The sequence below is a fragment of the Sphingopyxis sp. LC81 genome (assembly GCF_000756375.1).
Classification (GTDB): Bacteria; Pseudomonadota; Alphaproteobacteria; order Sphingomonadales; family Sphingomonadaceae; genus Sphingopyxis.
This window is the reverse complement of the sequence record NZ_JNFD01000046.1, coordinates 67,709-94,349: the sequence shown is the minus strand read 5'-3', so window position 1 is coordinate 94,349 and position 26,641 is coordinate 67,709. Positions and strand designations below refer to the sequence as shown.

25 protein-coding genes are annotated in these 26,641 nt (G+C 66.0%); 12 read left to right on the top strand and 13 right to left on the bottom strand.

Annotated features, from left to right (window positions below):
- Positions 1-398: 398 nt before the first annotated feature.
- Both FG91_RS19635 and FG91_RS19630 read right to left on the bottom strand, forming a co-directional pair.
- Complete coding sequence (locus tag FG91_RS19635; RefSeq protein WP_037518514.1) at positions 399-2,690, bottom strand: EAL domain-containing protein; 2,292 nt, start codon at positions 2,688-2,690, stop codon at positions 399-401.
- 115 nt (positions 2,691-2,805) lie between these two features.
- Positions 2,806-4,548 (bottom strand): acyl-CoA dehydrogenase, encoded by a 1,743-nt coding sequence (locus tag FG91_RS19630; RefSeq protein WP_037518512.1) that lies wholly within the window; start codon positions 4,546-4,548, stop codon positions 2,806-2,808.
- 51 nt (positions 4,549-4,599) lie between these two features.
- On the opposite strand from FG91_RS19630, the gene FG91_RS19625 reads away from it, so the two are divergent.
- Positions 4,600-5,547 (top strand): L-threonylcarbamoyladenylate synthase, encoded by a 948-nt coding sequence (locus FG91_RS19625; RefSeq protein ID WP_037518508.1) that lies wholly within the window; start codon positions 4,600-4,602, stop codon positions 5,545-5,547.
- A 30-nt stretch (positions 5,548-5,577) separates the two neighbouring features.
- Here the strand turns inward: FG91_RS19625 and FG91_RS19620 are convergent, their stop codons facing one another.
- From FG91_RS19620 to FG91_RS19610, 3 genes are read right to left on the bottom strand one after another with little or no spacing between them, the layout of a single operon-like run.
- Positions 5,578-6,480 carry a DMT family transporter gene (locus FG91_RS19620; RefSeq protein ID WP_037518506.1) on the bottom strand — a complete coding sequence of 301 codons (903 nt, stop codon included), beginning with the start codon at positions 6,478-6,480 and terminating at the stop codon, positions 5,578-5,580.
- 9 nt (positions 6,481-6,489) lie between these two features.
- A complete protein-coding gene (locus tag FG91_RS19615) occupies positions 6,490-7,269 on the bottom strand; it encodes an SDR family NAD(P)-dependent oxidoreductase (RefSeq protein WP_037518504.1) in 780 nt (259 codons plus the stop codon).
- 10 nt (positions 7,270-7,279) lie between these two features.
- Positions 7,280-7,768: a thioredoxin family protein gene (locus tag FG91_RS19610; protein WP_037518501.1), complete on the bottom strand. Its 489-nt coding sequence runs from the start codon at positions 7,766-7,768 to the stop codon at positions 7,280-7,282.
- A gap of 56 nt (positions 7,769-7,824) precedes the next feature.
- Here FG91_RS19610 and FG91_RS19605 point away from each other — a divergent pair, with 56 nt between their 5' ends.
- The 4 genes from FG91_RS19605 (at position 7,825) to FG91_RS21170 (ending at position 12,051) form a co-directional block, all read left to right on the top strand.
- On the top strand, positions 7,825-9,342 hold the full coding sequence (locus FG91_RS19605) for an acyl-CoA carboxylase subunit beta (protein WP_037518499.1): 1,518 nt from the start codon (positions 7,825-7,827) through the stop codon (positions 9,340-9,342).
- A 180-nt stretch (positions 9,343-9,522) separates the two neighbouring features.
- Positions 9,523-10,656: an acyltransferase family protein gene (locus FG91_RS19600; RefSeq protein ID WP_037518497.1), complete on the top strand. Its 1,134-nt coding sequence runs from the start codon at positions 9,523-9,525 to the stop codon at positions 10,654-10,656.
- A 10-nt stretch (positions 10,657-10,666) separates the two neighbouring features.
- Positions 10,667-10,873: a hypothetical protein gene (locus FG91_RS19595; RefSeq protein WP_037518495.1), complete on the top strand. Its 207-nt coding sequence runs from the start codon at positions 10,667-10,669 to the stop codon at positions 10,871-10,873.
- 80 nt (positions 10,874-10,953) lie between these two features.
- Complete coding sequence (locus FG91_RS21170) at positions 10,954-12,051, top strand: S41 family peptidase (protein ID WP_161785679.1); 1,098 nt, start codon at positions 10,954-10,956, stop codon at positions 12,049-12,051.
- An 88-nt stretch (positions 12,052-12,139) separates the two neighbouring features.
- Here the strand turns inward: FG91_RS21170 and FG91_RS19585 are convergent, their stop codons facing one another.
- Entirely contained in the window at positions 12,140-12,619 is a 480-nt protein-coding gene (locus FG91_RS19585; RefSeq protein ID WP_037518492.1) for a GNAT family N-acetyltransferase, read from the bottom strand.
- A 161-nt stretch (positions 12,620-12,780) separates the two neighbouring features.
- Here FG91_RS19585 and FG91_RS19580 point away from each other — a divergent pair, with 161 nt between their 5' ends.
- Complete coding sequence (locus FG91_RS19580; RefSeq protein ID WP_152568187.1) at positions 12,781-13,362, top strand: hypothetical protein; 582 nt, start codon at positions 12,781-12,783, stop codon at positions 13,360-13,362.
- Between the two features lie 28 nt (positions 13,363-13,390).
- Here FG91_RS19580 and ispG read toward each other — a convergent pair whose 3' ends face one another.
- Positions 13,391-14,542, bottom strand: coding sequence for a flavodoxin-dependent (E)-4-hydroxy-3-methylbut-2-enyl-diphosphate synthase (gene ispG / locus FG91_RS19575; RefSeq protein WP_037518489.1), 1,152 nt, complete (start codon positions 14,540-14,542; stop codon positions 13,391-13,393).
- Positions 14,543-14,789: 247 nt separating this feature from the next.
- Between ispG and FG91_RS19570 the strand changes: the two genes are divergently transcribed.
- The gene (locus FG91_RS19570) at positions 14,790-15,545 is read left to right on the top strand and encodes a TorF family putative porin (protein ID WP_037518487.1); all 756 of its coding nucleotides are present in this window, start codon (positions 14,790-14,792) and stop codon (positions 15,543-15,545) included.
- Between the two features lie 81 nt (positions 15,546-15,626).
- Here FG91_RS19570 and FG91_RS19565 read toward each other — a convergent pair whose 3' ends face one another.
- The 4 genes from FG91_RS19565 to FG91_RS19550 form a co-directional block, all read right to left on the bottom strand.
- A complete protein-coding gene (locus tag FG91_RS19565) occupies positions 15,627-16,775 on the bottom strand; it encodes an alpha-hydroxy acid oxidase (RefSeq protein WP_037518484.1) in 1,149 nt (382 codons plus the stop codon).
- 106 nt (positions 16,776-16,881) lie between these two features.
- Positions 16,882-18,150 carry an FAD-dependent oxidoreductase gene (locus FG91_RS19560; RefSeq protein WP_037518482.1) on the bottom strand — a complete coding sequence of 423 codons (1,269 nt, stop codon included), beginning with the start codon at positions 18,148-18,150 and terminating at the stop codon, positions 16,882-16,884.
- On the bottom strand, positions 18,140-19,804 hold the full coding sequence (locus FG91_RS19555) for an amidohydrolase (RefSeq protein ID WP_081940692.1): 1,665 nt from the start codon (positions 19,802-19,804) through the stop codon (positions 18,140-18,142). Before FG91_RS19555 ends, FG91_RS19560 begins: the two co-directional genes overlap by 11 nt.
- Positions 19,801-20,679 (bottom strand): NAD(P)-dependent oxidoreductase, encoded by an 879-nt coding sequence (locus tag FG91_RS19550; protein ID WP_037518479.1) that lies wholly within the window; start codon positions 20,677-20,679, stop codon positions 19,801-19,803. Before FG91_RS19550 ends, FG91_RS19555 begins: the two co-directional genes overlap by 4 nt.
- Before the next feature lie 59 nt (positions 20,680-20,738).
- Here FG91_RS19550 and FG91_RS19545 point away from each other — a divergent pair, with 59 nt between their 5' ends.
- The 4 genes from FG91_RS19545 to FG91_RS19530 all read left to right on the top strand — a co-directional run bounded on the left by FG91_RS19545 (position 20,739) and on the right by FG91_RS19530 (position 24,060).
- Positions 20,739-21,989 carry a threonine ammonia-lyase gene (locus tag FG91_RS19545; protein ID WP_037518477.1) on the top strand — a complete coding sequence of 417 codons (1,251 nt, stop codon included), beginning with the start codon at positions 20,739-20,741 and terminating at the stop codon, positions 21,987-21,989.
- A gap of 150 nt (positions 21,990-22,139) precedes the next feature.
- Positions 22,140-22,538 carry an acyl-CoA thioesterase gene (locus FG91_RS19540; protein ID WP_037518475.1) on the top strand — a complete coding sequence of 133 codons (399 nt, stop codon included), beginning with the start codon at positions 22,140-22,142 and terminating at the stop codon, positions 22,536-22,538.
- A 72-nt stretch (positions 22,539-22,610) separates the two neighbouring features.
- Positions 22,611-23,537 carry a homocysteine S-methyltransferase family protein gene (locus FG91_RS19535; protein ID WP_037518473.1) on the top strand — a complete coding sequence of 309 codons (927 nt, stop codon included), beginning with the start codon at positions 22,611-22,613 and terminating at the stop codon, positions 23,535-23,537.
- Positions 23,538-23,577: 40 nt separating this feature from the next.
- On the top strand, positions 23,578-24,060 hold the full coding sequence (locus FG91_RS19530) for a GNAT family N-acetyltransferase (RefSeq protein WP_037518471.1): 483 nt from the start codon (positions 23,578-23,580) through the stop codon (positions 24,058-24,060).
- Here FG91_RS19530 and FG91_RS19525 read toward each other — a convergent pair whose 3' ends face one another.
- Together FG91_RS19525 and FG91_RS19520 are read right to left on the bottom strand one after the other, a co-directional pair.
- Complete coding sequence (locus FG91_RS19525; protein ID WP_037518469.1) at positions 24,061-24,540, bottom strand: MarR family winged helix-turn-helix transcriptional regulator; 480 nt, start codon at positions 24,538-24,540, stop codon at positions 24,061-24,063.
- Entirely contained in the window at positions 24,524-25,843 is a 1,320-nt protein-coding gene (locus tag FG91_RS19520) for a S41 family peptidase (protein WP_081940690.1), read from the bottom strand. The genes FG91_RS19525 and FG91_RS19520 overlap by 17 nt, the downstream gene beginning before the upstream one ends.
- Positions 25,844-26,005: 162 nt before the next feature.
- Here FG91_RS19520 and FG91_RS19515 point away from each other — a divergent pair, with 162 nt between their 5' ends.
- Positions 26,006-26,440: a VOC family protein gene (locus FG91_RS19515; protein ID WP_037518467.1), complete on the top strand. Its 435-nt coding sequence runs from the start codon at positions 26,006-26,008 to the stop codon at positions 26,438-26,440.
- Positions 26,441-26,641 lie beyond the last annotated feature (201 nt).

The window sequence follows — 26,641 nt, the reverse complement described above, 5'->3', positions numbered from 1 at the left end:
CGCCGCGCCAGCCTTTCCGCGGGTTTGCGGAGCGATTGGTGCCGCCGGATCAAAAAGCGGAATTTTTTGAGTGAGAAGACCGGTGCGAAAGGCGGCGCCGGTGACGCCGTTCCGGTGCGGATCACCGCACCGGCAACCGGTCATCCTGCGGCGGCCGTCATGCGGGCTTTGGGCAAAAAGAAAGGGCCCCGGCGATGCCGGAGCCCCTCCTGAAACCTGTTTTTTGCTTAGGCCTGACCGCCAGCACTGTCCGTGCCGCCGCCGCCCAGGAATGACCAAAACCAACCCATGACAAATCTCCTGTTCGCACTGCCCCAGAGGAACAGTTAACGGAGCATATACCTTAATTAGTAAGGTAAATCGAGTCTTAACTATAAGCATTGCTGCCAGCCTGGCAGTTACGCGGAGCGGTTCTTGGGAGAGGCGGCGAGAGTTGCCGTCAGTTCGGAAAACAGTTGAGGTTTTCCAAGATGATAGCCCTGGCCGACATCGCAACCGAGGCCGACGAGAAGTGTCATGGTTTCAGCATCTTCGATGCCTTCCGCGACCGCCACGGCGCCGAGACGATGCGCGAGATCGATCGTCGATTTGACGACTTCGAGGTTCCGCTGCGAATCGCGCATCGTCATCACGAATCGCTTGTCGATCTTGATTTCGTCGGCCTCGATCTCGGTTAGATATTCGAGGTTTGACTGGCCGGTGCCATAATCGTCGATCGACAGACGGATGCCGGTGCGGCGGAGCTGGGCGAGCGTCTGGCGCGCCTGGCGGCTGTTTTCGATCTGTGCGGTTTCGGTGATCTCGATGGTCAAGGTTTCTGGCGGCAGATGGTGCGCGGTGAGCATGACGCGGATCGTGCCGACAAGGTCGCTATGGTCGAGCAGGCTGGCCGACAGGTTAACCGACATGTTGATGTGAACGCCGCGTTCGCGCAGCTGCGCGGCCGAGCGGATCGCCTGATCCATCACGAACAGGGTGAGGCGATAGATGTCCTGGCTCTTTTCGGCCTGGACGATGAATTCGTCGGGCGGGATCGGGCCGCGCGTCGGGTGCGTCCAGCGCGCGAGCGCCTCGAGCCCGACGAGCTGCCGCGTCGCGATTTGATATTGCGGCTGGAAGGCGACCCAGATGTCACCGCCGGTCAGTGCGTCCTCGAGCTGCGAGTGGAAGGAAAGTTGCCAGCCGGCATCCTCCTTCTGGCGCGAGGTATATTTGGTCCACAGCGAACGCGTGCGGATCGCGCGCTCGGCCGCGACGAGCGCCGCGGCGAGGCGCTGCGCGTTCGACCCTTCGAACTCGTCATTGACCCCGAAGGCGATCGCAACGTCGACGCGCAGCTCGCCGATCGTCAGCGGCGCATTGAACAGCGCGGCAAGGCCCGCGAGCTGTCCCTCGATCTGACTGTGCTGATAATAGGGGACGAGCCAGGCGAAGGTGCCGTCGAGATCGTGGTGCAGCGTCGTGCCCTGCGAAGCGAGCTGGAGGCGGCGGGTGACCTGTTCGACGAGCTTGCTGATGCCGTCGCCGGGGATGAACGCCGCAAGATCCTCGAAATTGACGACCTTCGCGGCAACCACAGTCGCGCTGCCGAACGGCTGCTGCGATCGGAGGGCTTCGAAATTGGGCAGGCCCGACACCGGATTTTCGCGCTGCGCCGAACTGCGGCGCCGGGTACGCGAAACATTGGCCGCGATCGCCGCGACGTAGACGAGCGCGGCACCGATCCACGTCGTGACCAGCAGGGTGCCGAGGAAGACCTTGCCGCCGACGAGAAGCAAGGTCGTGACAAGCGCAACGGGAACAAATGCGCGCTGAAACGGTCGCAGCAGCGCGAAACCGGTTGCGAGAACGGCGAAAAGAAATGTGGGTATCCAGCCGATGTCCACGGGATTCCCGCGCTTCAGCGTTTCCGCAGCAATGACATGGATGAAGCCGCCGGGAATACGATCATGGCCGGGCAGATAGAAATAGTCCTGAAAACTGGGCGCCGTGGGCGCGAAAATTACATCCTTGCCCGCCAGTTCGCGTGCGCTGATCTTGCCCGAGAGCAAATCCGCCGCGCTATATTCAGTGATGGACCGCGTGTCGTAGCCAAGGTCCAGCCGGAAGCTTTTCGGCGTATCGCTATGCTTGCCCGCAATGATCGAGGCAAAGGTCGGCAGCAACTGTCCTTCGGCGCGATACGCGATCGGTGCGCTCCAGACTTGCCAGTATTCGCTTTCGATCGCGATGCTGGCGGTCGGCACGTCGGGACCGAATTTTGGGCTGGGAAAAATCGTGACTTTTTCGTCGCTGCCGGGAACCTGCCGCGTAGAGACGGCGAGCACGACGCGATCACCCATATTCTGGATCGCATTGACGAAGCGCGGGAAGTCGCTGTCGCCTTCGCGGCGGTCGAAATAAAAGTCGATCAGGAGCCGCTTTGCGTTGGCCCGGTTCACCGCATCGACGACATTGGCATATTGGGTCATCGAGAAGTTGCGATTGGGCGATTGCGCCATAGTGCGTTCGTCGAGCGCGACGATGACGACCTCGCCCGACACCGGGCGAGTAGCGAGACGAGCGACAACCGCATCGAGCACTCGATCAACCATTTCACCGGCGGATGAGACACCCACCGCGAGCGCCACCAGAAGCGAAAGCGCGATGGTTCGCCAGCTGATGATCAGACTTTTGACCGGGATGGGCACGCACGTCTCCAGCAATTGCCGGCCCGTGCCTAGTCTCAGATGGTTATCATCGCGTTAATTATGAATGAAATCCTGCGCCGTGCGCCGGAGCGTCAGGCGCAGGATTCCATATGTTTCAGGCGATCGCAGGCAGCGGCTCCAGCGCCGCGTCGCCGGCGAGCGCCGAGGCGGCGAGGCCGGTCGCCGCGGGGACGATCTGCTGCAGATAGAAGCGCGTCGAGGCGATCTTCGCTTCGAGGAAGGCGCGGTCGCCGCTACCTTCGTCGAGCGCCGCGCGCGCGGCCTTGTGCTGGATCGCCATCAGCCAGCCGCACGTCGCGGTGGCGAGCATGGTGAGATAGGGATAGCTGCCCGCGAGCCGGTCGCCGGTGTTCGCGCCGACCATCCAGTCGGTGACCGCGCGGCAGGCATCGACGAGCTGCTGCAATTCGGGGAAATCGGCGGCGCCGTGCGCGATATCGTCGATCAGACCGCGAACGAGGTCGCCGCCCGCCATGCCGAGCTTGCGCCCCACGAGGTCGGCGGCCTGGATGCCGTTGGTGCCCTCGTAGATCGGGGCGATGCGCGCATCGCGATAATGCTGCGCGGCGCCGGTTTCCTCGATGAAGCCCATGCCGCCGTGCACCTGAACGCCGAGGCTCGCGACCTCGCAGCCGATGTCGGTCGCGTGCGCCTTGACCAGCGGGATGAGGATGTCGGCGCGCATCGCGGCGGCTTCGTCGCCGAGCTTGCCGAAATCGATCTGCGCCGCGGCATAGTAAGTGAGCGCGCGCGCGGCCTCGGTCTGCGCGCGCATCCGCCACAGCATGCGGCGGACGTCGGGGTGCTGGTCGATCGTGACGGGGTTGCGGTCGGTGCCGCCCGCGAGCGCCGACTGGACGCGCTCGGCGGCGAAGCGCTGCGCCTGCTGCGTCGCGCGCTCGGCGATCTGGACGCCCTGACAGCCGACCATCAGCCGCGCATTGTTCATCATCACGAACATCGCGCGCATCCCGCCCATTTCGGCGCCGACGATCTCGCCAAGGCAATCCTCGTCCTCGCCATAGACCATCACCGCGGTCGGCGACCCGTGGATGCCGAGCTTATGCTCGATCGACGCGCAATGGACGCCGTTCGAATGCGCCGGCTTGCCATCGGCGTCGAGGCGATATTTGGGGACGAGGAAGAGCGAGATGCCGCGCGTCCCCTCGGGCGCGCCGGGGGTGCGCGCGAGGACGAGGTGGACGATATTGTCGGTGAGGTCATGCTCGCCGAAGGTGATGAAGATTTTCTGGCCCTTGATCCGGTAAAGGCCGGCGTGCTCGCCTTCGGTGACCTTCTCGGCGGTCGAGCGCAGCGCGCCGACGTCGCTGCCCGCGGCGGGCTCGGTCAGGTTCATCGTGCCGTTCCATTCGCCCGAGACGAGCTTGGGAAGCCAGGTCTGTCGCTGTTCCTCGGTGCCATAGGCCATCAGCGCATGGATCGCGCCGGGGGTGAGGATGTTGCACAGGGTAAAGCCCATGTCGGCGCTGCCGAGCGCCTCGATCACCACGGTCGCGAGGGTGAAGGGCAGGTCCTGCCCGCCATATTCGCCGGGGCCGTCGATGCTGCCCCAGCCATTGTCGACGAAGGCTTTGTACGCTTCCTTGAAGCCCGGGGGCATGGTGACCTTGCCGTCCGACCATTTGGGGTTGTTGACGTCGCCGACGCGGTTGAGCGGCGCGTAGACGTCGGCAGCAAATTCCCCGATCCCGGTGACGATCGCTTCGATCATGTCGGGGGTCGCGGCGGCGAAACGCTCATGCTGGGCCATCGCGTCGACGCGCGCGATATGGTTGAGGACGAAGAGCTGTTCGGTGGTCGGCGGCGTATAGGTCATGGGCAAGCTACTTTGCTGGTGAATCTCGTTGCGCGGGCGCTATAGCGCGGCATGGCCGATGCCTCAAAGTCCAGTATTGTTCTGCCGTTCGATAGCGCAGCTATCGCCGAGGCGGCGGCGTTGATCGCGGCAGGCGAGCCGGTCGCGGTGCCCACCGAGACGGTCTATGGCCTCGCCGCCGATGCGCGCAATGCGGAGGCGGTCGCGCGCATCTACGCCGCGAAGGGGCGCCCCGATTTCAACCCGCTGATCGTCCATGTGCCCGACCTTGCCGGGGCCGAGCGTCTAGGAGTGTTTGGCGATGTCGAGCGCCTGCTGGCGGCGCGCTTCTGGCCGGGGCCGCTGACGCTGGTGGTGCCGCGGACAGCGGATTGCCCGGTGGCGAGCATCGCGACCGCGGGGCTCGATACGATCGCGATAAGGGTGCCCGGACACCGCGCGATGCAGGCTTTGCTCGCCGAGAGTGGCGCACCGCTCGCCGCGCCCAGCGCCAATGCGAGCGGCGGGGTGAGCCCGACGAAGGCAAGCCATGTGCTCGCGAGCCTCGACGGACGAATCGCGCTGGTGATCGACGATGGCCCGACGACGGCGGGGGTCGAATCGACGATCGCGCGCGTGAAGGACGGCGCGGTCGAGATCCTGCGGCCGGGGCCGGTGACGGTGGAGATGCTGGCGGAGGCGAGCGGGCTCGCGGTGACCGGCGTCAAGGGACCGGAGATCGTCGCGCCGGGGATGCTCGCGAGCCACTATGCGCCGGGGAAGCCGGTGCGGCTGGGTGCGACCGCGTTCGCGGATGACGAATATGGGATCGGGTTCGGTGCGGTCGCGGGCGAATATGATCTGAGCGCGGCGGGCGATTTGACCGAGGCGGCTGCGCGGCTGTTCGACGCGCTGCACGCGGGCGCGGCGAGCGCGAAGGCGAAGATTGCGGTGGCGGCGGTTCCGGCCGAGGGGCTGGGCGCGGCGATCAACGACAGGTTAGCGAGGGCGGCGGTTTGACCCGCTCCCCTCCCATTTATGGGAGGGGGACTAAGCCGCCGCTGGCTCGATCGGATCGCCGTGCGGCGCCTTGCGCGCGACGATCAGGCAGGCGGCGACGATCAGCAACGCGCCGGCGAAGGTTGGCAGCGTGACGGCTTCGTCGAAGAAGAACCAGCCGAACAGCATCGCCCACAGGAAACCCGTATATTCTGTCGTCGCGAGGATCTGTGTCTCGGCGCGTGCATAGGCCCAGCTCAAAAGCAGCAGCGATGTGGTCGCGAGGAGCGCGGCGCCGAGGATGTGCGGCGCGTGGCTTGCGCCCGGCACCGCGAGGAACCAGGGCGTGCCCAATGCGAGGATCGCGGCGACGAAGAAATTCTGGAAAAAGGCGATCTCCATCGGCTCGGCCATCTTCGCCTGCCGCCGCGCGAGGATGAGGTTGTAGGCGTAAAAGATCGCCGAGAGGAACACCGCGCCGACCGCGAGCAGCGCCTCGTCGCTATAGTCGCTGCCGCCGAGTTTCCCCGCGACGATCACGATCACTCCGCACAGGCCGAGCATCGACGCCGCGATCGAGCGCGGGCCGATCTTCTCGCCCAGAAAGATCGCAGCCATGTAGAGCGCCATCAGCGGCGCGACAAAGGCGAGCGCGATGGCTTCGGCCATCGGCAGCCGCGCGAGCGCCCAGAAGAAGCAGAGCGCCATGCCCGCGACGAACAGCGAGCGCCACGCATGGATCTGCATCGTTGCCTTGCCCGGCCATTTGGGGCGGCTCGCAAAATAGAGCGCGCCCGCGAGAAGCGTGCCGGTGCCGGTGCGCCAGAGCACGGCGTTGTAAGCGCCGATGTCGATCGACAGCCCCTTCATCAGCACATCCATCGCCGAAAAGGTCGCAATGCCTGCGCACGCGATCAGGAAGGGGATGACGGGCGAGGGAGAATCGGGACGCATGGGTGCGCCTTAGCGGAAGGTTGCTTGCCCCGCGCCGTCGATGTTGAGTTTTTGCCCCGAGCAATAAGAGTTCGCGTCGCTGACGAACCAGACGACCGCCGCGGCGACGTCGGCGGGGACGGCGACGCGGCCGAAGGGCATTTTGGCGTCGAGGTGATGGATGTCCGCGTTACCCGTGATCGCGCGCGACAATTTCTCGCCCATGTCGCTGACGGTGAGCGCGGGGGCGACGATGTTGACGCGGACGCCGTTGCCGAGTTCCTCTTTGGCGAGTGCGTAGGCGAGGGCTTCGCCTGCCGCCTTGGCCATCGTGTAGGGCGCGCCGTTGGGCGAGTGGGTGTAGGTCGCGATGCTCGAAATGACGATGATGTCGCTGCGGGCGTGGGTGCGGAGCTGGGGCAGCGCAAGGCGCGACAGGCGATGCGGGCCCGCGGCGTGGACGGCGAAGAGTTTGTCGACCTCCTCGGGAGAGGTGTCGGCGACCGAGAGCCCGCGGCTCGCGATGCCGGCGTTGTTTACCAGGATCGACAGCGGGCCGAAGTCGGCCGCGACCGCGGCGACCATCGCGGCACAGGCGGCCTCGTCGGTGACCGACGCTTGATAGGCTTTCGCCTTGCGGCCGAGCGCCTCGATCGCGGCGACGGTTTCGGCGGCGGCTTCCTCGCCGCGGGTGTAGTTCACCGCGACGTCGGCGCCAGCCTCGGCCAGCCCGATCGCGATGCCGCGGCCGATGCCGCGCGAGGCGCCGGTGACGAGCGCGACGCGCCCCGCGAGAATCCCGTCGGCCATCAGTCTCTCCCTAACCCATCAGTTCGTTATAGATGTCGTCGTCGCTGCGGCTCGCGGCGTTGCGCCATTTGGGGGCGGCCTTGCGGTTGAGCACATGGCCCTCGGCGTCAAGGATCGCGACGGTCGGCGTGCCCTTGATTTTGAATCGGAAGCGCTTGGGCACATCGGGGTTGCGGCCTTGCCCGCGGATATGCGGCATGCCGATGTCGGCATAGACGATCTCGTAGCGCGCGCGGACGGGGGCGAAGCGGTCGGTCGCGAGCAGGTTCGCGAGCCAGGCGCTGTCGTGGCAGCCGCCGGTGCCCATGATGAGCAGGACAGGCTTGCCCGACTGTCCGGCTTTGGCGAGGGCGGCGTCGATCGCCGCCATCGGGTTTGGGTCGAAGGCGTCGCTCTTGTAAGCGTCCGCAACGCCCGGAATCGTGCGCGGTTCGCTGGCGGTCGGGGGTGCGAGCGCGAGCATCGCGGCGGTGAAGGCGAGGGCGATGGGGCGCGTCATGGACCGACGATAGGTTTCGGATGACGTTTCCGTCAACGTAAGATAGCCTTCGCCCCATGAGCTGGGAAAAAGAGATCGAAGAGCTGGGCCAACGCCGCGCGATGGCCGAGAAGATGGGCGGCGAGGAAAAGGTCGCGCGGCAGCATGGGCGCGGGAAGATGGACGCGCGGGCGCGGCTCGCGGGGATCGTCGACGCGGGCAGTTTTCGCGAGATCGGCAAGATTGCGGGCCGCGGGCGCTATGGCGCCGATGGCGAACTCGAAGACCTCGCCGCGAGCAATTTCATCTTTGGCCGCGCGAATATCGACGGGCGGCCAGTGGTGGCCTCGGCCGACGATTTCACCGTGCGCGGCGGCGCGGCCGATGCGGCGCTGCATCGCAAATTCGTCCAGTGCGAGGCGATGGCGCATGAATATCGCCTGCCGCTGATCCGCATGATCGACGGCACCGGCGGCGGCGGGTCGGTCAAGACATTGGAGGATATGGGCTACACCTATATCCCGCACGTCCCCGGCTGGGACGAGATCATCGCGAACCTCGACACCGTGCCGGTGGTGGCGCTCGCGCTCGGGCCGACCGCGGGGCTGGGCGCGGCGCGCGTCGTCGCGAGCCATTACAGCGTGATGGTGCGCGGGCTGTCGCAGCTGTTCGCGGCGGGGGCCGCGGGCGCGGCGGCGATCGGCGATACGCTCGACCGCGAGGAACTGGGCGGCAGCGACGTGCATACACGCAACGGCGTCGTCGACGACGAGGTCGCGAGCGAAGCCGAGGCGTTCGCGGCGGCGCGGCGGTTCCTGTCGTACCTGCCTTCGTCGATCCATGATCGGGCCTTGCGCACGCCGTGCAACGATCCGGTCGACCGGCGCGAGGAGAGCCTGCTATCGGCGGTGCCGCGCGAGGCGAAGCAGGTCTATTCGATGCGGCGGATTACGGCTGCGGTGTTCGATCAGGGCAGCTTCTTCGAAATGGGCGCGCGCTGGGGGCGGGCGGTGATCACCGCCTTTGCACGGCTCGACGGTTATCCGGTCGCGGTGCTCGCGAGCGATCCGTCGTATCTTGGCGGATCGTGGGACGCGAAGACGAGCGAGAAGGCCGAGCGTTTCGTGAAGATGGCCGACCAGTTCCGGCTGCCGATCGTTCACCTCGTCGACAATCCGGGCTTCATGATCGGCGGCGAGGCCGAGCGGACGGGGACGATCCGCTACGGCGTGCAGGCGATGAACGCGATCTACCGCGCGACGGTGCCGCTCGCGAGCGTCGTGGTGCGGCGCGCTTACGGGATCGCGGGGAGCGCGATGTCGAACGCCGAGCGCTTCCAGTACCGCTTCGCCTGGCCGTCGGGCGACTGGGGCAGCCTGCCGATCGAGGGCGGGGTCGAGGTTGCGTACAAGAGCGAGCTGGAGGCGGCGGAAGATCCGGCGGCGCATCTGGAGGCGATCCGCGAGCGGCTCAATCGCGTGCGCTCGCCGTTCCGGACGGCGGAGAAATATGGCGTCGAGGACATCATCGACCCAAGGGATACGCGGCCGCTGCTTTGCGAGTTTGCGGATCTGGCGTGGCGTGTGCTGAAGTAGATTTCCCCGCCCGTTTACGGGAGGGGCAGCGAGACTTGAGCCTGCGTAGCAGGCGCTAGTCGCAGCGGGGTGGGCAAAGAGCGCGGCGTTGCCAGCCCACCCCACTGCGGCTAGCCAGCAAGCTGGCAAGCCTCGTTGCCCCTCCCGCCTGCGGGAGGGGGGGCTTGGGAGGGGAGGCCTATGACCGGCGTGCGCCATCACGGCATGGACTGGCTGCGGATCGGCGCGTTCGGGCTGCTGATCCTCTATCATATCGGCATGTATTTCGTGCCGTGGGGATGGCACGTGAAGATCGCCGAGCCGCTCGACTGGGTGCAGCTTCCGATGCTCGCGACGAACAGCTGGCGGCTCGCGCTGCTGTTCCTCGTGTCGGGGTATGCGAGCGCGGCGCTGTTCGCGAAGCTCGGCGGCAGCGGCGCCTTTGCGCGGTCGCGCAGCGCGCGGCTGCTGATCCCGCTCGCTTTCGGTATCATCGTCATCATCCCGCCGCAGCCGTGGATCGAACTGGTCGGCCAGCATGGCTATACCCATGGCTTCCTGCATTTCTGGGCGCACGACTATTTCCGTTTCGGATCGCTGGGCGGGATCGTCCTGCCGACGTGGCAGCATCTGTGGTTCGTCGTCTATCTGTGGGTTTATACGATGCTCGCCGCGGTCCTGGTGGCGCTGGTGCCGGGCGCGATGCGGACCCGGATCGCCGATGGCGCGGCGCGGTGGCTCGGCGGCTTTGGGCTGCTTGTCTGGCCGCTCGCGGCGTGGTTGCTCATCTATGCCGCCTTTCCGGGCCATGACGAGACGCATGCGCTGTTCGACGACGGCCCGTCGCATCTTCATTATCTGATGCCCTTCCTTGTCGGCTGGTTGCTCCGGGTGCGGCCGCAGCTGTTCGGTGCGGTGGCGCGCTGGTGGCGCGCCGCGCTGGTCCTTGCGGTCGCGGCGTTCGCGGTTGTCGCATGGATCATGTGTCTCTGGCTGACCGGGGCGCAGCCCGCCGACTGGGGCCGGCTGCCGTTCAATATCGCGCATCTGGTGCAGGGCTGGGCGACGATCGTCGCGCTGGTCGGGATCGCCGACCATTACTGGAACCGCGATCACCCGTCGCGCACGACGCTCGCCGAGGCGGTGTTCCCCTTCTACATCATCCACCAGACGATCATCGTCGTGGTCGGCTGGTATCTGCTGCAGGCCGGCGTCGCGGCGCTGCCGTCCTTCCTAGTCCTGCTCGTCGCGACCACGCTTGGATGCTGGCTTTTCTACGTCATCGGGCGCAACATCGGCTGGCTGCGGCCGCTGATCGGACTGCAGCGCAGATAGGGAGGGCGTCATGGGGGCTTTCAGGGGAATCCTGACGATTGTCGGGGTCGCGGCGATCCTCGTCGGCGGGCTGTGGGTGCTGCAGGGGCTCGACATCGTCCGCTGGCCGGCGAGCAGTTTCATGCTCGGCGACACGGTTTGGACGCGCAATGGCCTGTTTTTGTCGATCCTCGGTATCGTCCTGATCCTGTTCGCTCGCAAAAGACGGCAGCCCTGACGGATCGACTACAAATGTAGTTGATCTGTATTGTCTATGTGATACGCCATGGCCAATCCGGGGTTGGATTGGAGATGAAGATGACGATTTCCCTGCGCCTCTTGCCCGGCCTGCTGATGGCCGGTGCGATAATCGCTGCGCCGTTGATCGCCTCGCCGGCGGCGATTGCCGCGGACGAAGTGAATGGCGATGCGGTCGCCGAAAAATATGCCGCGCTGCTCGAGCGCGACTATGTCTATCCCGAAACCGGCACGAAATACGCAGCGGCGCTGCGCGCGGGTGTGAAGGCCGGGCGTTACAAGGCGCTTTCGGGCGAGGCATTGGCCCGCGCGATCGACGCCGACATCGACGCGGTGGCGCCCGACGGGCATTTGCGGTTGCGCGTTCCCGATGCGGTGAGGCCCACGGGAGGCGCCAGCGGACCGGCGCCCGGGCCGCGGCCGCAGAAGGTCCCGATCGAGCAGGCGGGTTGGATCGCGCCGGGGATTGCCTTTATCCGCTTCAACGTCTTTCCGAACGATGCGGGTGTGACGGCGCAGGCGGCGAAGTTCATGGCGGACCATGCCGATGCGAAAGCCATCATCTTCGACATTCGCTCGCATGGCGGCGGCGGGCTCGAACAGATGGACGTCATGTTCCCGTGGATCTTCGACAAGAAGACGCGGCTTGTCACGATGGCGACACGCGCGTCGGTCGACGCCGAGGGCGGTTCGCCGATCGCCGGCATTCCTTCGCTGCACGTGGTGAAGGGCGATGCCGGCCTGGTGACGCGCGAACATTGGATCACGCCGAATGCCGACAATCGGCTGAGGGATGCGAAAATCTATGTGCTGACGTCGGGCGCAACGGGATCGGCGGCCGAGCATTTCTCGCTTGCGATGAAGCATACGGGACGCGGCGTGCTGGTGGGTAGCGCGACCGGCGGTGCCAACCATTTCGGGCGCGGCGAGGATCTGGGCGGCGGCTATGGCGCCTTCATCCCGGTCGGACGCACCTATGACCCCGCGACCGGCAAGGATTGGGAAGGCGATGGCGTCCAGCCCGACATCGCGGTGGCACCCGCCGACGCGCTGGTGCGCGTGCTCACCGAACTGGGTGTGGCGCCGGCGGAGGCGAAGACGCTGTCCGATGCGCATATGCCGAAGTGGCCGATGGAGCGGCGCAAGCCGCGGAAGTAAACAGCTTCCCAATTCCGTTCGTGTCGAGCCAAGTCGAGACACCCTGAAGGCATCTACAACTTCGCTCGATGCGAACGGGATTTGAAGGCTAGGCGTTCGCGAGAGCCGTCAGGGCGTCGCCGTCGACGCGCATCACGGTCCATTCGTCCATCAGCCTGGCGCCGAGGCTCTGGTAGAAACCGATCGAAGGGGTGTTCCAGTCGAGCACCCACCATTCGAGCCGCGCGCAATCGCGTTCGACGCAAAGCTTGGCGAGATGCGCGAGCAGCGCCTTGCCGAGCCCCGATCCGCGCGCTTCGGGGCGGACGAACAGATCCTCGAGATAGATGCCGGGCTTGCCCTCGAAGGTCGAGAAATTGTGGAAGAAGAGCGCGAAGCCCTGTGCCGCGCCATCGATTTCGCCGATCAGGACTTCCGCATAAGGCCGCGGGCCGAAGAGTTTTTCGCCGAGCTTCGCCTCGTCGAAGCGGACCTCGTGCGCGAGCTTTTCATAGTCGGCGAGGTCGCGGATGAACTGCGCGATCAGCGGCAGGTCGACGGGGGTGGCGGGGCGGATCGAGAGGGTCACCGGGCTATCCTGCTGAGAGGGAGGTTGCGGCGCTTTTAACGCGCGCGTGGCGCGGGGCAATGGTGCGCTTATCCGGTCAGCGAGAAGGTGCGCTCTTGCCGCCACGCCGGCACCCTGTAATCAGGACCGGCGACAGAGTGCGCGAACGACGGGAGATGCCGATGCCGATGGTGAGCGCGCGATTGCTGGTGCTGGCGTTGCTGGCGGGGAGCGCGGGTGTTTCCGCCATGGCGCAATCGGCGCCGGCCGCTCCGCCCGCGGAGACCGTCCGCGACGGTCTGCGCGATTTCGATTTCGAAATCGGGACCTGGGCAACCGAGGTGCGCGTGCTGCGCAATCCCTTGTCGGGCAAGCCGCCGGTCTGGGCCGAATATCGCGGCACGAGCCTCGTCCGCAGCCTGATGGATGGCAGGGCGAACAGCGTCGAGCTGTCGGTCGCGGGACCCGCAGGGAAGATCGAGGGCATCTCGCTGCGGCTTTACGATCCCGGTGCCCGCCGGTGGAGCCTCAACTTCGCCAGCCTGCGCGACGGGGCGCTGACCCCGCCGGTGATCGGCGGTTTTGGCGCCGATGGACGCGGCGTCTTTTATGGCGACGACAAGCTTGGCGAGCGGCCCGTCCGCGTGCGGTTCGTCATCACGCAGGTTTCGGCCGGCGAGGCGCATTTCGAGCAGGCCTTTTCGGCCGATGGCGGCGCGACATGGGAAGTGAACTGGATCGCGGTCGACCGGCGGACGGACTGAGCCGCCACGGGCATGTCGCTCGCGGGCGTTACGCCGCCTTGCCGTGCAGCGTGTCCATGCTCACCGAACTGCCCGCGTCGATTTCGGCCGCCTTCGCTTCGACGAGCTTGACGATATGGTCGATCATGTCGGCGTCTTCGACATGATGGTCGGTGACGCCCGACAGGAAGACCATATGCTTGCCGTTGCCGCCGCCGGTGATGCCGATGTCGGTTTCGCGCGCTTCGCCAGGACCGTTGACGACGCAGCCGAGGACCGAGAGCGACATCGGGGTCTTGATGTGGCTGAGCGCGTCTTCGAGTGCCTGCACGGTGCGGATGACGTCGAAGCCCTGCCGCGCGCAGCTGGGGCACGAGACGACGCGGACGCCGCGGGTTCTGAGGCCGAGCGACTTGAGGATTTCATAGCCGACGCGCACTTCCTCTTCGGGTTCGGCCGAGAGTGATACGCGGATCGTGTCGCCAATGCCCGCCCAGAGGAGGTTGCCGATGCCGAGCGCCGATTTGACGGTGCCGCCGATCAGCCCGCCGGCTTCGGTGATGCCGAGGTGGAGCGGACAGTCGACCGCGTCGGCGAGCTGCGCGTAAGCGGCGACCGCGAGGAAGACGTCGCTCGCCTTTACCGCGACCTTATATTCGTGGAAGTCGTGATCCTGGAGCAGCTTGATATGGTCGAGCGCGCTTTCGACGAGCGCCTCGGGGCACGGCTCGCCATATTTCTCGAGCAGGTCCTTTTCGAGCGACCCCGCGTTGACCCCGATGCGGATCGCGCAGCCGTTCGCCTTTGCGGCGCGGACGACTTCGCCGACGCGCTCGCTGCTGCCGATGTTGCCGGGGTTGATGCGCAGGCATGCGGCACCGGCGTCGGCGGCTTCCAATGCGCGCTTATAATGGAAATGGATGTCGGCGATGATCGGGATGCGCGCCGCGCGGACGATCTTGCCGAGCGCGGCGGTCGATTCGGTGTCGGGGCACGACACGCGGATCAGGTCGGCACCGGCTTCCTCGCAGCGGCGGATCTGGTCGATCGTCGCCACCGGATCGCTGGTCAGCGTGTTCGTCATCGTCTGCACGCTGATCGGCGCGCCGCCGCCGACGGGGACGTTGCCGACCATGATCTGGCGGCACTCGCGTCGTGCAATGTCGCGCCAGGGGCGCAGGCCGGGATTGTGATCGCTCATGGATGCTGCTCGATAGAGGGGATATGTGCCGCTCTTTAGCTGTCCGGCCGCGGCTTGGCAAAGCGCAAGCGGCTGTTGCGTGAAAGACACAGTCTGACGCCGATTCGTCGCTTTGCGCAATTTTCGTTTGTGCGTCGCAGCAAAATCGGCAATTTCACACGCGTTCGTCGTTACAGGCCCGTACGAAGAGGCGTGAACACGCAACGGCAGGCTGGGACGATCCGTTTTTTATTTAGGGGGATCACCCATGAAGTTTCTTACCAAAGCGTGTTTCGGCATGCTGCTCGCCGCGTCGGCCCTGTCGACGCCCGCCTTCGCGCAGGAAGAAGAAGAAGCGGCCAGCGGCCCGTTCACGCTTTCGGGCGGCATCGCGGTCACCTCGGACTATCGCTTCCGCGGCATTTCGCTGTCGAACGAAAAGGTCGCCGTGCAGCCGACGCTGACGCTCAGCCATGAAAGCGGCCTCTACGCGGGCGTGTGGGGCTCCTCGCTCCCCGACAGCGATGCCTATGGCAAGTTCGAACTCGACCTCTACGCTGGCTTCGCGACCGAAATCGCTTCGGGCACGACGGCCGACATCGGCGTGACCTACTACACCTATCCGGGCAGCCATGACGGCGGCGCGCCGACCGACTATTTCGAAGGCATTGGCAAGCTGTCGCACGACATCGGCCCCGTCTCGGTTACCGGCATGGTGGCTTATGCGCCGAAGCAGAACTCGCTCGGCGACGAAGACAATATCTATCTGAACCTCGGTGCCGGCTTCGGCATTCCCGACACGCCGGTCACGCTGACCGCGGGCGTCGGTTATAACGACGGTTCGCTCGGCCTCGTGTCGCCCGACGGCAAATATATCGACTGGTCGCTCGGCGCGTCCTTCGCGGCCGGTCCGATGACCTTCTCGGTGCAATATATCGACACCGACGTCAAAAAGTCGGGCATCAAGGCGCTCGATACGCTTTACGATCCAACCGTGGTCTTTACGCTGGGCGCATCTTTCTGATCGCCTAGCGGGTCAGCGACCACGCGCTAAGGGGACGGCTTCGGGGGAGGCCGTCCCCTTTTTCGTGCGCGAACGCCGGGCTTACCGCCAGCGAAGGTTGTGGGGGCCGAGATCGGCGAGGGTCCTGGCGCCCATCAATTTCATGCCGCGCTCCATTTCGGCGCGGAGCAAGGCGATCGCGCGTGCGACGCCATCCTCGCCCGCCGCGGCGAGCGCATAGAGATAGAGGCGGCCGCCCGAACAGGCTTTCGCGCCGACCGACAGCGCCTTCAGCACATGCGTGCCGCGCGTGATGCCGCCGTCGCAGATCACCTCGACCCGGTCGCCGACCGCGTCGACGATGGCGGCGAGCGCGTCGAAGGGCGCGATGCTGCCGTCGAGCTGGCGCCCGCCATGGTTCGACACCATGATCGCGGTGGCGCCGATGTCGGCGGCGCGCTTCGCATCCTCGACGGCGACGATGCCCTTGAGGCAGAAGGGGCCGTCCCATTTCTTGCGGATCGCCTCGGCGCGTTTCCAGTCGAGGCTCTGGTCGAGCATCGAGGTGAAATATTCGGCGACCGATTTGGGCACGCTCGACCCTTCGGAGACATGCGTCGCAAGGTTCGGCAGGCTGAATTTTTCGCGGAGGACATAGTCGAGGCCCCAGCCGGGCTTGGCGGCATAGCTCAGCATATTCGATGCGGTGAAGCGCGGCGGCGAGGTGAAGCCCGAGCGCAGGCAGCGTTCGCGGTTGCCGCCGACGATCGTGTCGACGGTGAGCGCGACCGCATCGAACTTCGCGTCGCGCGCGGCGTCGAGCATCGCCTGGTTGAGCCCTTCGTCATGGTGGACGTAGAGCTGGAACAGCTTGGGGCCGCCCGTCAGCGCGCCGGCTTCGGCGAGGCTGATCGTCGCGAGGCTCGATATGCCCGCGACAGTGCCCGCGTTCGCGGCGGCGCGGAGGACGGCGCGCTCGCCCTGCCAGTGGAACAGGCGCTGGAGCGCGGTCGGTGACAGGAAGAGCGGCATCGCGATCTCCCGCCCGAACAAGGTCGTTCGCATGTCGACACTTTCGACCCCGGCGAGGACGCGCGGGATGAGGTCGCAATCGTCGAAGGCGGCGCGGTTGCGGCGGCGCGTGACCTCGTCGTCGGCGGCACCGTCGATATAGTCGAACACCGGCCACGGCAGGCGCCGCTTCGCGAGCGCACGGAAATCGTCGATATTGTGGCAGTCGGTCAGGCGCACCTAATTTCCCCGTTATACCCCTGTGAAGGCAGGGGTCCATCACCTGCCGCCGCGCAAAATTCCAGCACCGGAGATGGGCCCCTGCCTTCGCAGGGGCACAGGCTCCTTAAAAGACCGTCCGCGCCGCCACCGTGCTCTTGGCCGCGAAGCTGAAGCGCGGTTCGACCGCGAGATTCTTGTCGAGGATGTGCGCCGCGACGCGTTTGCCAACCGCGGGGCCGTTCTTGAACCCGTGGCCCGAGCCGCCGCCGACGAGCCAGACGCGCTCCTGCCCGGGGAAGCGGTCGATGAGGTAATCGCCGTTCGAGCTATTCTCATATTGGCAGACGCGCCCGCCGATCAGCGGGGCATTGGCGAGTCCGGGAAAGCGGCGCTGCATATATGCGCGCGCCTCGGCTATTCCGGCCGGTGAGAGCTGGCGTTCCATCGTGTCGGGGTCGATCGCCGGGCCATGGACGTCGATCGCGATCTTGAACCCCGCTCCTTCGAGGTCGGGGATGCCATAGACGATGCGGCCATTGTTGAAATCGGCCCAGACCGGAAGTTCGGGCGGGGCGAAGCGGCTGTCGCCCTGCGGCGCGCCGAAATGATAGACCTCCTGCCGCGTCGCGACGATCTTGCCGCCCAATTGCTGCGGGAAGAGTTCGGCGATCCACGGGCCCGCGGCATAGACGAGATGGTCGGCGGTCCCGCCGTCGGGAAGCGTGTGCTTCCTGATCCGCTTCGAAAAGAGCGGTGCGGGCATGACGACGCGCTCGACCTCGATCTGCGCGTCGGCGATCACCTCCTGCACCCCGCGCGCGGCGATCAGCGCGCCCGCTTCGGTTTCGAGGATGCCGGTCTCGCCCTGATAGAATTGGATTTGGCGATATTTGTCCTGCAGCCAGCTGACGTCGCCATGTTCGTGGCCGACGCGGTTCGCCTGCAGCCACGCGAGCGATTGCGCGGTGTAGGCGTCACCCTGCGGCGCGAACCACAGCACGCCGGTGTTGTGGAAGATCGGCGCGCTCGCGGTGTCGGACAGGTCTTTCCAATATTTGAGCGAATCGCGTGCCATCTCCGAATAGATGGTGTCGGCGCCGTACCCCATGCGGATGACGCGGCTTTCACCCCCCGACGAGGCGCGCGCGTTGCCCGCACCATAGGCGTCGAAGAGGCGCACCGACTTGCCCGCGCGGAGCAGATGCCATGCGGTCCATGCGCCGAACACGCCCGCGCCGATGATCGCGACGTCGACATGCTGGACCCTGGGTTTCGCGGGTTTGCGCTTCTTGGGCTTGCGTTCTTTGCGCTCGGCCGCAGCCGCTGCGGCGGCAACCGGCAGCGCGGCGAGGCCGGTCAGGAGCGCGCGACGGGTCGGCACATCAGCGGCCAACGGTCGCGCCCTCCTTCTTCTTGTAATAGCGATAGCCGCCGATCCAGGTTTCGAGCGGGGTCATGCGGCGGATTTCGTCGGGGCTTGCGAGCATGGGATCGGCCTCGACGATCAGGAAGTCGGCGCGCATCCCGGGCATCAGCGTGCCGATACGGTCCTCGGCGAACCCGGCGAAGGCCGCAGTGCGCGTGAAGCCGTCGAGCGCGGTTTCGCGCGTCACGATCTCCTCGGGGCGCCAGCCGCCGAAGGGTTCGCCTTTGGCGTCGGTGCGCGAAATCGCGGCGGCGATGCCGGGGAAGGGGTTCGCGCTTTCGACCGGCACGTCGGAGCCGAAGGCAAGACGGACGCCGGCGTTTTCGAGGCTGCGCCAGGCATAGGCGCCCTTGAGCCGGTCGGGGCCGAGGCGGGCTTCGGCCATCACGCGGTCGCTCGTCTGGTGGACGGGCTGCGTCGAGGCAATGACCTTGAGCGTCGCGAAGCGCGGAATGTCGACGGGGTCGATGATCTGCGCATGTTCGATGCGCCAGCGGCGCTCGCCGGGCAGGTCGGCGGTGAGGTCGGTGATCGCATCGAGCGCCTCGGCATTGGCGGCGTCGCCGATCGCGTGGATCGCGACCTGGAACTTGTCCATCGACGCGCGCACCATCTTGTTGCGGAGCTGCGCGGGGGTGAGGAGGGGCAGGCCCCTTTGCCCCGGCGCGTCGCTGTACGGCGCCTTCAGCCACGCGCCGCGCGAACCCAAGGCGCCGTCGAGCAGGAGCTTCACCCCGACCATGCGGAGCCGGTCGTCGTAGAGCCAGGGCGTCGGTTCGGGGCCCGCGATGATTGCCATATTGTCGATGTCGGCGCCGTAGCTGAGGATGCGCACCGAAAGCTGTTTCTTATCGCCGGCGCGCCGATACGCCTGCCAGTCGGCGATACTGGTGCCCATGTCGGCGATCGTCGTGATCCCCTGTTCGAGCAGTTTCTGCTGCGCGAGATACAGCGCGCGGTCGAGGTCGCGCGCGAGCGGTTTGGGTTTCGCGCTCTCGATCAGGCTCATCGCGGCGTCGACGAAGACCCCGCTCGGCTTGCCGCCCTCCATTTCGATGCGTCCGCCCTCGGGTGACTTGCTCGCGGGGGTAATCTTCGCCGCGGTCATCGCCGCCGTGTTGGCCCAGCCGGCGTGGCCGTCGACGCGTTCGAGCCACACAGGGCGGTTCGGCACCGCGGCGTCGAGGTCGGCACTGGTCGGAAAACGGCCGAGGCCCCATTTTTCCTGATTCCACCCCGACCCGATGATCCACGGCATTTCGGGATTTTCGGCGGCATATTTGCGGATCGCCGCCTGCGCCTCGGCAAGGCTGTTGGTGTTCGACAGGTCGAGCAGCATGAGCTGGAAGCCGAGCCCTATGACATGGCCGTGCGCGTCGATCAGGCCGGGGATCAGCGTGCGGCCCTTGCCGTCTTCCTTGAAATCGGGGCGTTCGGGGCGCTTGTCCTTGCGGTCGAGCAGCTGCTTCACCTTGCCCTGCGTATCGATGACGAGCCCGGTGAAGCGGACGAGCTTGCCATCCTTGTCGAGCGTGATGCCGTTGACATTGTCGACGAGTGTGTCGGCGTGCGCGGGGGCGGCGAGGGTGAGGGCCAGCGCGGTGACGATCAGGCGTTTCACTTCGGAATCCTCGTCACGAGCGAGCTGGTGTCCTTTCGCCCGCCGCCGGCCTTTTGCACATCGGCGTAGAATTGATCGACGAGGCTGGCGACCGGCAAGGTCGCGCCGTTGACGCGTGCTTCGTCGAGCGCGAGGCCCAAGTCCTTGCGCATCCAGTCGACCGCGAAACCGAAGTCGAACTCGTCCTTCGCCATCGTCCCCCAGCGGTTGAGCATCTGCCAGCTCGCGGCGGCGCCGCCCGATACCGCCTCGAAAACCTTGTCGGTGTCGAGCTTCGACGCCTGCGCGAAACGGAGCGCTTCGGAGAGGCCCTGGACGACACCGGCGATCGCGATCTGGTTGACCATCTTGGTCGTCTGCCCCGCGCCGGGGCCGCCGATATGCACCATGCGCGCGGCATAGGCGTCCATCACCGGCGCGGCGGCGTCGAAGGCGGCCTTGGTGCCGCCGCACATGATCGAAAGCGTGCCGTTTTGGGCGCCGGCCTCGCCGCCCGAGACGGGGGCATCGAGGCAGAGGAGGCCGAGCCCTTCGGCTTCGACCGACAATTGCCGCGCGATGCGCGCGGAGACGGTGGTGTGATCGACGAACAGCGCGCCCTTGCGCATCGCCTTGAACGCGCCGTCGCGGCCGAGCGTCACTTGCGCGAGGTCGTCGTCGTTGCCGACGCAGGTGAGGACGACATCGGCGTCGCGTGCCGCTTCGGCCGGCGTTGCCACAGCGATGCCGCCGTGCTGCGCGACCCAGGCATCGGCCTTGGCGCGCGTCCGGTTGTAAACGGTGAGGTGGTGGCCCGCCTTGACGAGGTGGCCTGCCATCGGTCCGCCCATGACGCCGGTTCCGATGAAGCTGATGCGCAATTTTTGTTCGCTCATGGCCAAGTCCATAAGCATAGTTTGCGCGGCGCGCCAGATAGGCTAGTGCGCTTGCCGTTATGACAGATCAACTCACCCTGACCTCCGCCGCCGATTTACCGGCGATCACATTGGACGATGTGCGCGCGGCGGCGGGGCGAATTAACGGCGCGGTGGTCCGCACCCCGACGCTCCATTCGCAGACGCTGTCCGAAATGGTCGGCGCCGAGGTGTGGTTGAAGTTCGAAAATCTGCAGTTCACCGCGGCGTATAAGGAACGCGGCGCGCTGAACGCGCTGTTGCTGATGGACGAGGAAGCGCGCGCGCGCGGTGTGATCGCCGCGTCGGCTGGCAATCATGCGCAGGGACTCGCCTATCATGGCAAGCGGCTCGGCGTTCCCGTTACCATCGTGATGCCGAGCACGACACCGCAGGTGAAAGTGTCGCAAACCGCGAGCCACGGCGCGACGATCGTCTTGCATGGCGAGAAGTTCGACGACGCCTATGCGCATGCGCGCGAGCTGGAAGTCGAGCGCGGGTTGACCTTCGTCCATCCCTTCGACCATCCGCACGTCGCGGCGGGGCAGGGCACGGTAGCGCTCGAAATGCTCGAGGATGTGCCCGAACTCGACACGCTGATCGTGCCGATCGGCGGCGGCGGGCTGCTCGCGGGCATGGGCACCGCGGCGCGCGGGATCAAGAATGACATGCGCCTGATCGGGGTGCAGGCCGAACTCTATCCGTCGATGTACGCCGAACTCAATGGCGTCGACATGGCATGCGAGGGCGATACGCTCGCCGAAGGTATCGCGGTGAAGGAGCCGGGCAGCTACACGCGCAAGCTCGTCGCCGAACTCAACGACGATATCGTGCTCGTCGCCGAGCGCCATCTCGAGCGCGCGGTCAGCTTGCTGCTCCAGATCGAAAAGACGGTGGTCGAGGGCGCGGGCGCGGCGGGGCTCGCGGCGCTGCTCGCGCACCCCGAAGAATTCGCCGGCCGCAAGGTCGGGCTGGTGCTGACCGGGGGCAATATCGACACGCGCCTGCTCGCGAACGTGCTGCTGCGCGACCTCGCGCGTTCGGGCCGTATCGCGCGCCTGCGCATCCGGCTGCAGGACCGGCCGGGCGCCTTGTTCAAGGTGATGAAGCTGTTCGACGAGAAGCAGGTCAACATCATCGAAATCTATCACCAGCGCATCTTCACGACGCTGCCCGCCAAGGGATTGATCACCGACATCGAGTGCGAAGCGCGCGACCGCGAGCATCTCGACAGCCTCGTCGCGGCGCTCCGCGATGCGGGCTATATGGTGACCACCGTCGAACTCGCATAGACTATGCCGATATTCAGCCCGTGGCGGGCTGCGAACGGCCGTCTCCTGCGCTTCCGGTGCTCACGTACAAAAGTACGCTGCGCTCCGGTTCTCGGAGCCAGCCATTCTCGCTCCACCACGAACTGAATCTCGACATAGTCTGGGCGGCCGATGAAAGAATATACTCTCGAACTTACTGCGACGCCCGGGAGCATCGACGAGCTTGGGCATGTCAACAATGCCGTCTGGGTCCAGTGGATCCAGCAGGTCGCGACGGGCCATTGGGACGCCGCCGCGCCGCAGAGCCACAAGGATGCCTATATCTGGGTCGTGGTGCGGCACGAGATCGATTACCTCCGCGCGCTGGGGCCCGGCGAGACGGTGACCGCGCGGACGTGGGTCGCCGACAAGCCGCAGGGCGCGAAGTTCGACCGCTTCATGGAATTCACCGGTGAGAGCGGAAAGGTCCATGTCCGCGCGCGGACGGTGTGGGCGCTGCTCGACAAGGCGAGCGGGCGGCCGCTTCGGGTGACTGACGAAATTGTCGCGCCTTTCCTGATGAGTAGCTGAAAGCTGGTCTGATAGACAATAGGCCGCTTCCCTTATAATATTCGCGGCGGATATTTGAAGGAGGGGCTGGGGATGGCGATCTCTTCACTACCGCAACTGGAACGATTTTTCCTGACCGATGCGGGTCTCGAAACCGATATTTTATTCAACAAGGGCATCGACTTGCCGCTCTTTTCGTCGGTGACCTTGTTCACGTCCGACGAAGGTCTCGACGTCCTCGAAGCCTATTACCGCGACTTTCTCGATCTCGCGCGACGCAAGGGCACCGGCCTGATCCTCGAAAGCGCGACCTGGCGCGCGAGTCCCGACTGGGCCGAACCGCTGGGCTTTTCGCTGGCCGAACTCGATGCGCTGAACGGCGCGGCGATCGATCTGCTCACCGGGCTGCGCGCCGAATATGCCGATGTGCCGGTCGTTATCAGCGGTTGCCTCGGCCCGCGCGGCGACGGCTATGATCCGGGGACGGTTATGCGCGCGGAGGAGGCTCAGGCCTATCACGCGCATCAGGCGGGGGTGCTCGCGGCGGCGGGGGCCGAGATGCTCGCGGCGATCACGATGACGAATGTCCCCGAGGCGGTGGGCGTGGCGAATGCCGCGAGGGCGCTGCGGCTTCCGGTCGCGATCAGTTTCACGGTCGAGACCGATGGGCGGCTGCCGACGGGGGATGCGCTGGGCGCTGCTGTCGCAGCGGTCGATGCGGCGACCGGTGGTTACCCGGCCTATTATATGATCAACTGTGCGCATCCGACGCATTTCGACGCGGTGCTGGATGATGGTGCGGCGTGGACGGCGCGGATCGGCGGGGTGCGTGCGAATGCATCGTGCCTCAGCCATGCCGAGCTCGACGCGATGACCGAACTCGACATCGGCGATCCGGCCGACCTCGCGGCGCGCCACCGCGCGTTGCTCGACCGCTTTCCGCAGATCAAGGTCGTCGGCGGCTGTTGCGGCACCGACCTGCGTCATGTGACGGCGATTGCGGAAGCCTGCGTGGCGTAGCGTGGTTGCCAGCGCGCCTGTCCGGGCATAGGCGTTCGCGATGCTGATCCGTCCCGCCACGCCCGAAGACGCCGCCGCGATCTGGACGATCATCGAGCCGGTGATCCGTGCGGGCGAGACGCTGACGCTCGATCGCGACATGGCAGAGGAGGATGCGCTCTCCTATTGGTTCGGCGGCGATAAGGAGAGCTTCGTGGCGGAGGAGGGCGGCGTCATCCTTGGCACTTATTATCTTCGCGCGAACCAGACGGGGGGCGGCGCGCATGTCGCCAACGCGGGCTATGTGACCGGCGCGGCGGCGACCGGGCGCGGGGTCGCGCGGGCGATGGGCCTGCACTCGATCGACCATGCCAAGGCGCGCGGCTTTCGCGCGATGCAGTTCAATTTCGTGGTGAGTGCGAACGTGCGCGCGGTCGGGCTGTGGCAGTCGCTGGGGTTCGAAGTCGTGGGGCGCTTGCCGGGCGCGTTCGATCATCCGGTCGAGGGTTTCGTCGATGCGCTGGTGATGTTCCGGACGCTCTGACTATTCGCGGATGCGTTCGCTCAGTGGCTTGTCGGCCAAGGCCTTGAGCGCCTTCAATATCGCGCCGTGAACGTCGCCGACCTCTTCGAAGAGCGCGCGATAGACCTCGCCTATCCGCACGCTATAGGCGTCGATGCGGGCGAGCTGGTCGTGGCCCGCATCGGTCAGCCGGAAAATCTTGCGCCGCGCGTCGGCGGGGTCGGCGTGCTGGGTGATCAGGCCGAGGCGAAGCAGCGCGGGGCATTTCTGGATGACCAGCTGGTGCGACTGACCGAGCGCGCGCGCGAGGTCGGCGGCCGAGGCTTCGCCGGCCTCGACGAGCGCGGTGAGCAGCGAGCAGGAGCGGACGGGGACGGTGATGCCGGCTTCGTCGAACAAGGGACGCGTCTGTTCCTCGATCCGCTGGCTCAGTGCTTCGCTGAGGCGGCCGAGGAACGAGATGTCGTCGAGATCGGTCGAGATGTCAGTCGATGCGGGCATAGGTCTGGGTTGTTCCATCGCGGTCGATGCGTTCGAGCGCGGTGACCTTGCCGCCTTTGCGTACAATACGGAAGCGGAAGTCGCGCACGCCTTCGATCGCGAGCAGATCGCCGGCGAGCGGTTCGAGCGTCAGGCGGAGGCGTTCGCGCCAGGTGTAGAGCAATTTGCCCTCGACGAGGTCGACGCGCCGTTCTTCGTAGCGGCCAGCGATGGCCTTGAGCGCGGCGGTGGTCGGCTGCGGGCGCGCGGCGAGTTCGGGCGCGAGCCAGTCGGCGTCGGCGCGTTTGGCCGGATCGGTCTTGGCGAGGTCGGCGAGCGCGAGGCGATGCGCGACGGCGAGCGCGTCGGCCGACGGGACCAGATGGTCGGGCGTGACGCCCTGACCTTCGAAATCGCCGCGGTCGATAGGGTCGCGGATCTGGCCGATCGGCACCTGCACGAAAAAGTCGGTGCCGACGGGCTTGCGGTCGACCGGATGCGCGCCGCCCGCGGTGCGTTCGCCCACGAGCGTTGCGCGGCCGAGTTTCTTGAGCGTGTAGGCGAACCATTCGGCGGCGGAGAAGCTGGTCGATCCGGTGAGGACATAGACGGGTTTTCCGGTCAGCCGCTTCGCGGGCAGCGCGGGGAGCACCCATTGGCCGCGTTCGACGCGGCGACCGTCGAGGTTATAATAATAGTCGAACAGCTCCTGATCCTTGTCGCCGCGGAAAAGCTGGCTCGCAAGCAGCTGCGCCATCTCGAGATAGCCGCCATTATTGTAGCGCAGGTCATAAATCACCGCGTCGCCATTTTCGATAAAGCGCATCGCCGCCGCGGCGGCGTCATAGCCGGGTTCGGGATCGGCGAAATGCGTCAGGTCGACATAGGCGATATTGCCACCCAGATAGCGGAGGCCGGCGAAGCCGAAATTCTTCCGGGCCTCTTCGCGCCGTTCCGCCTCGCGCACTGCCGCGGCACGCGCGGGGTCCTGCCGTGCGGCATAGTCGGCGACCCATGCCGGATCGACCCCGACCGAGAAATGCAGGTCGTTGCTTGCCGCGATCAGGTCGTCGGTCAGCTCGCTGGCGAGCATGCGCCGGTCGGTCGCTTTATCATAATCGCCGGCGTCGAGGTGGCGGCGGAGCGTCGCGGCAATGGTTTTCGCTTTGTCGGGAAAGACGTAGTTCGCCTCGAGCGTCTGGCCGAGCTGTTCGACGACCGCGCGCTTGTCGGCGGCCGTGAGCGGCGCGTCTTGCGCAGCGGCGGTGCTTCCCATCCCTGCGGTGGTGGCGATCAGAATTGCAGCCCAATGCCGAATGTTCATGCGTTTTCCCGTCCATTATGCGATTCGTACAATATATTGCGCAATATGTTGTAATTATCATCGGCGCAAGCCCCACGATCGATTGAGGCGGCCGAAACCATGGGAACCATCGGGGTGCGAAGCGGTTCTCCGTGTGCGGCGCGGGCAGGAGAGGAGTCATCCATGGAAACGCAATTGCTGCACCGCGGGCGGTTGATCGATCATATCCAGCTTGTCGTCGCCGATCTGAAGGCGAGCCGCGCTTTTTACGGCGCGATCTTCGATGTCCTCGGCGTGCCGATTGGCGGTGAGGCCGAGGATTATTTCTGGGCCGACGAGTTATTCGTGTCGACGAAGGACAGCCAGGCGGCGCTCGGCCAGCTGACCGGGCGGCATCATCTGGCGTTTCAGGCGGCGGACCGCGGTGCGGTCGACGCCTTTTACAAGGCGGGCCTTGCGGCGGGCGGGCGCGACAATGGCGCGCCGGGCGAGCGACCCTATCATCCGGGCTATTATGCGGCCTTCCTGCTCGACCCAGACGGCAACAATATCGAGGCGGTCTATCATGGTGCGCATCGGCGCAGCGCGCCGTCGGTGGAGATCGGCTTCGAAGGCTGATGTCCCCTTGGGGTGGAATGCCGTGCTGGCCATCGCGCCGGCTCAGCCCGTCTCGGCGCATAAAAATGAAGTCCGCCGGCAAGCCGACGGACTTCAAGAGAGCAAGATGGCCTTGGTTCCACCTTCCTCGGGTCGCACCCGTTCAATGGCCGATTCGGTCGATTGTTTCACTACCCACGTGGGTAGGAGACAGAATATTTT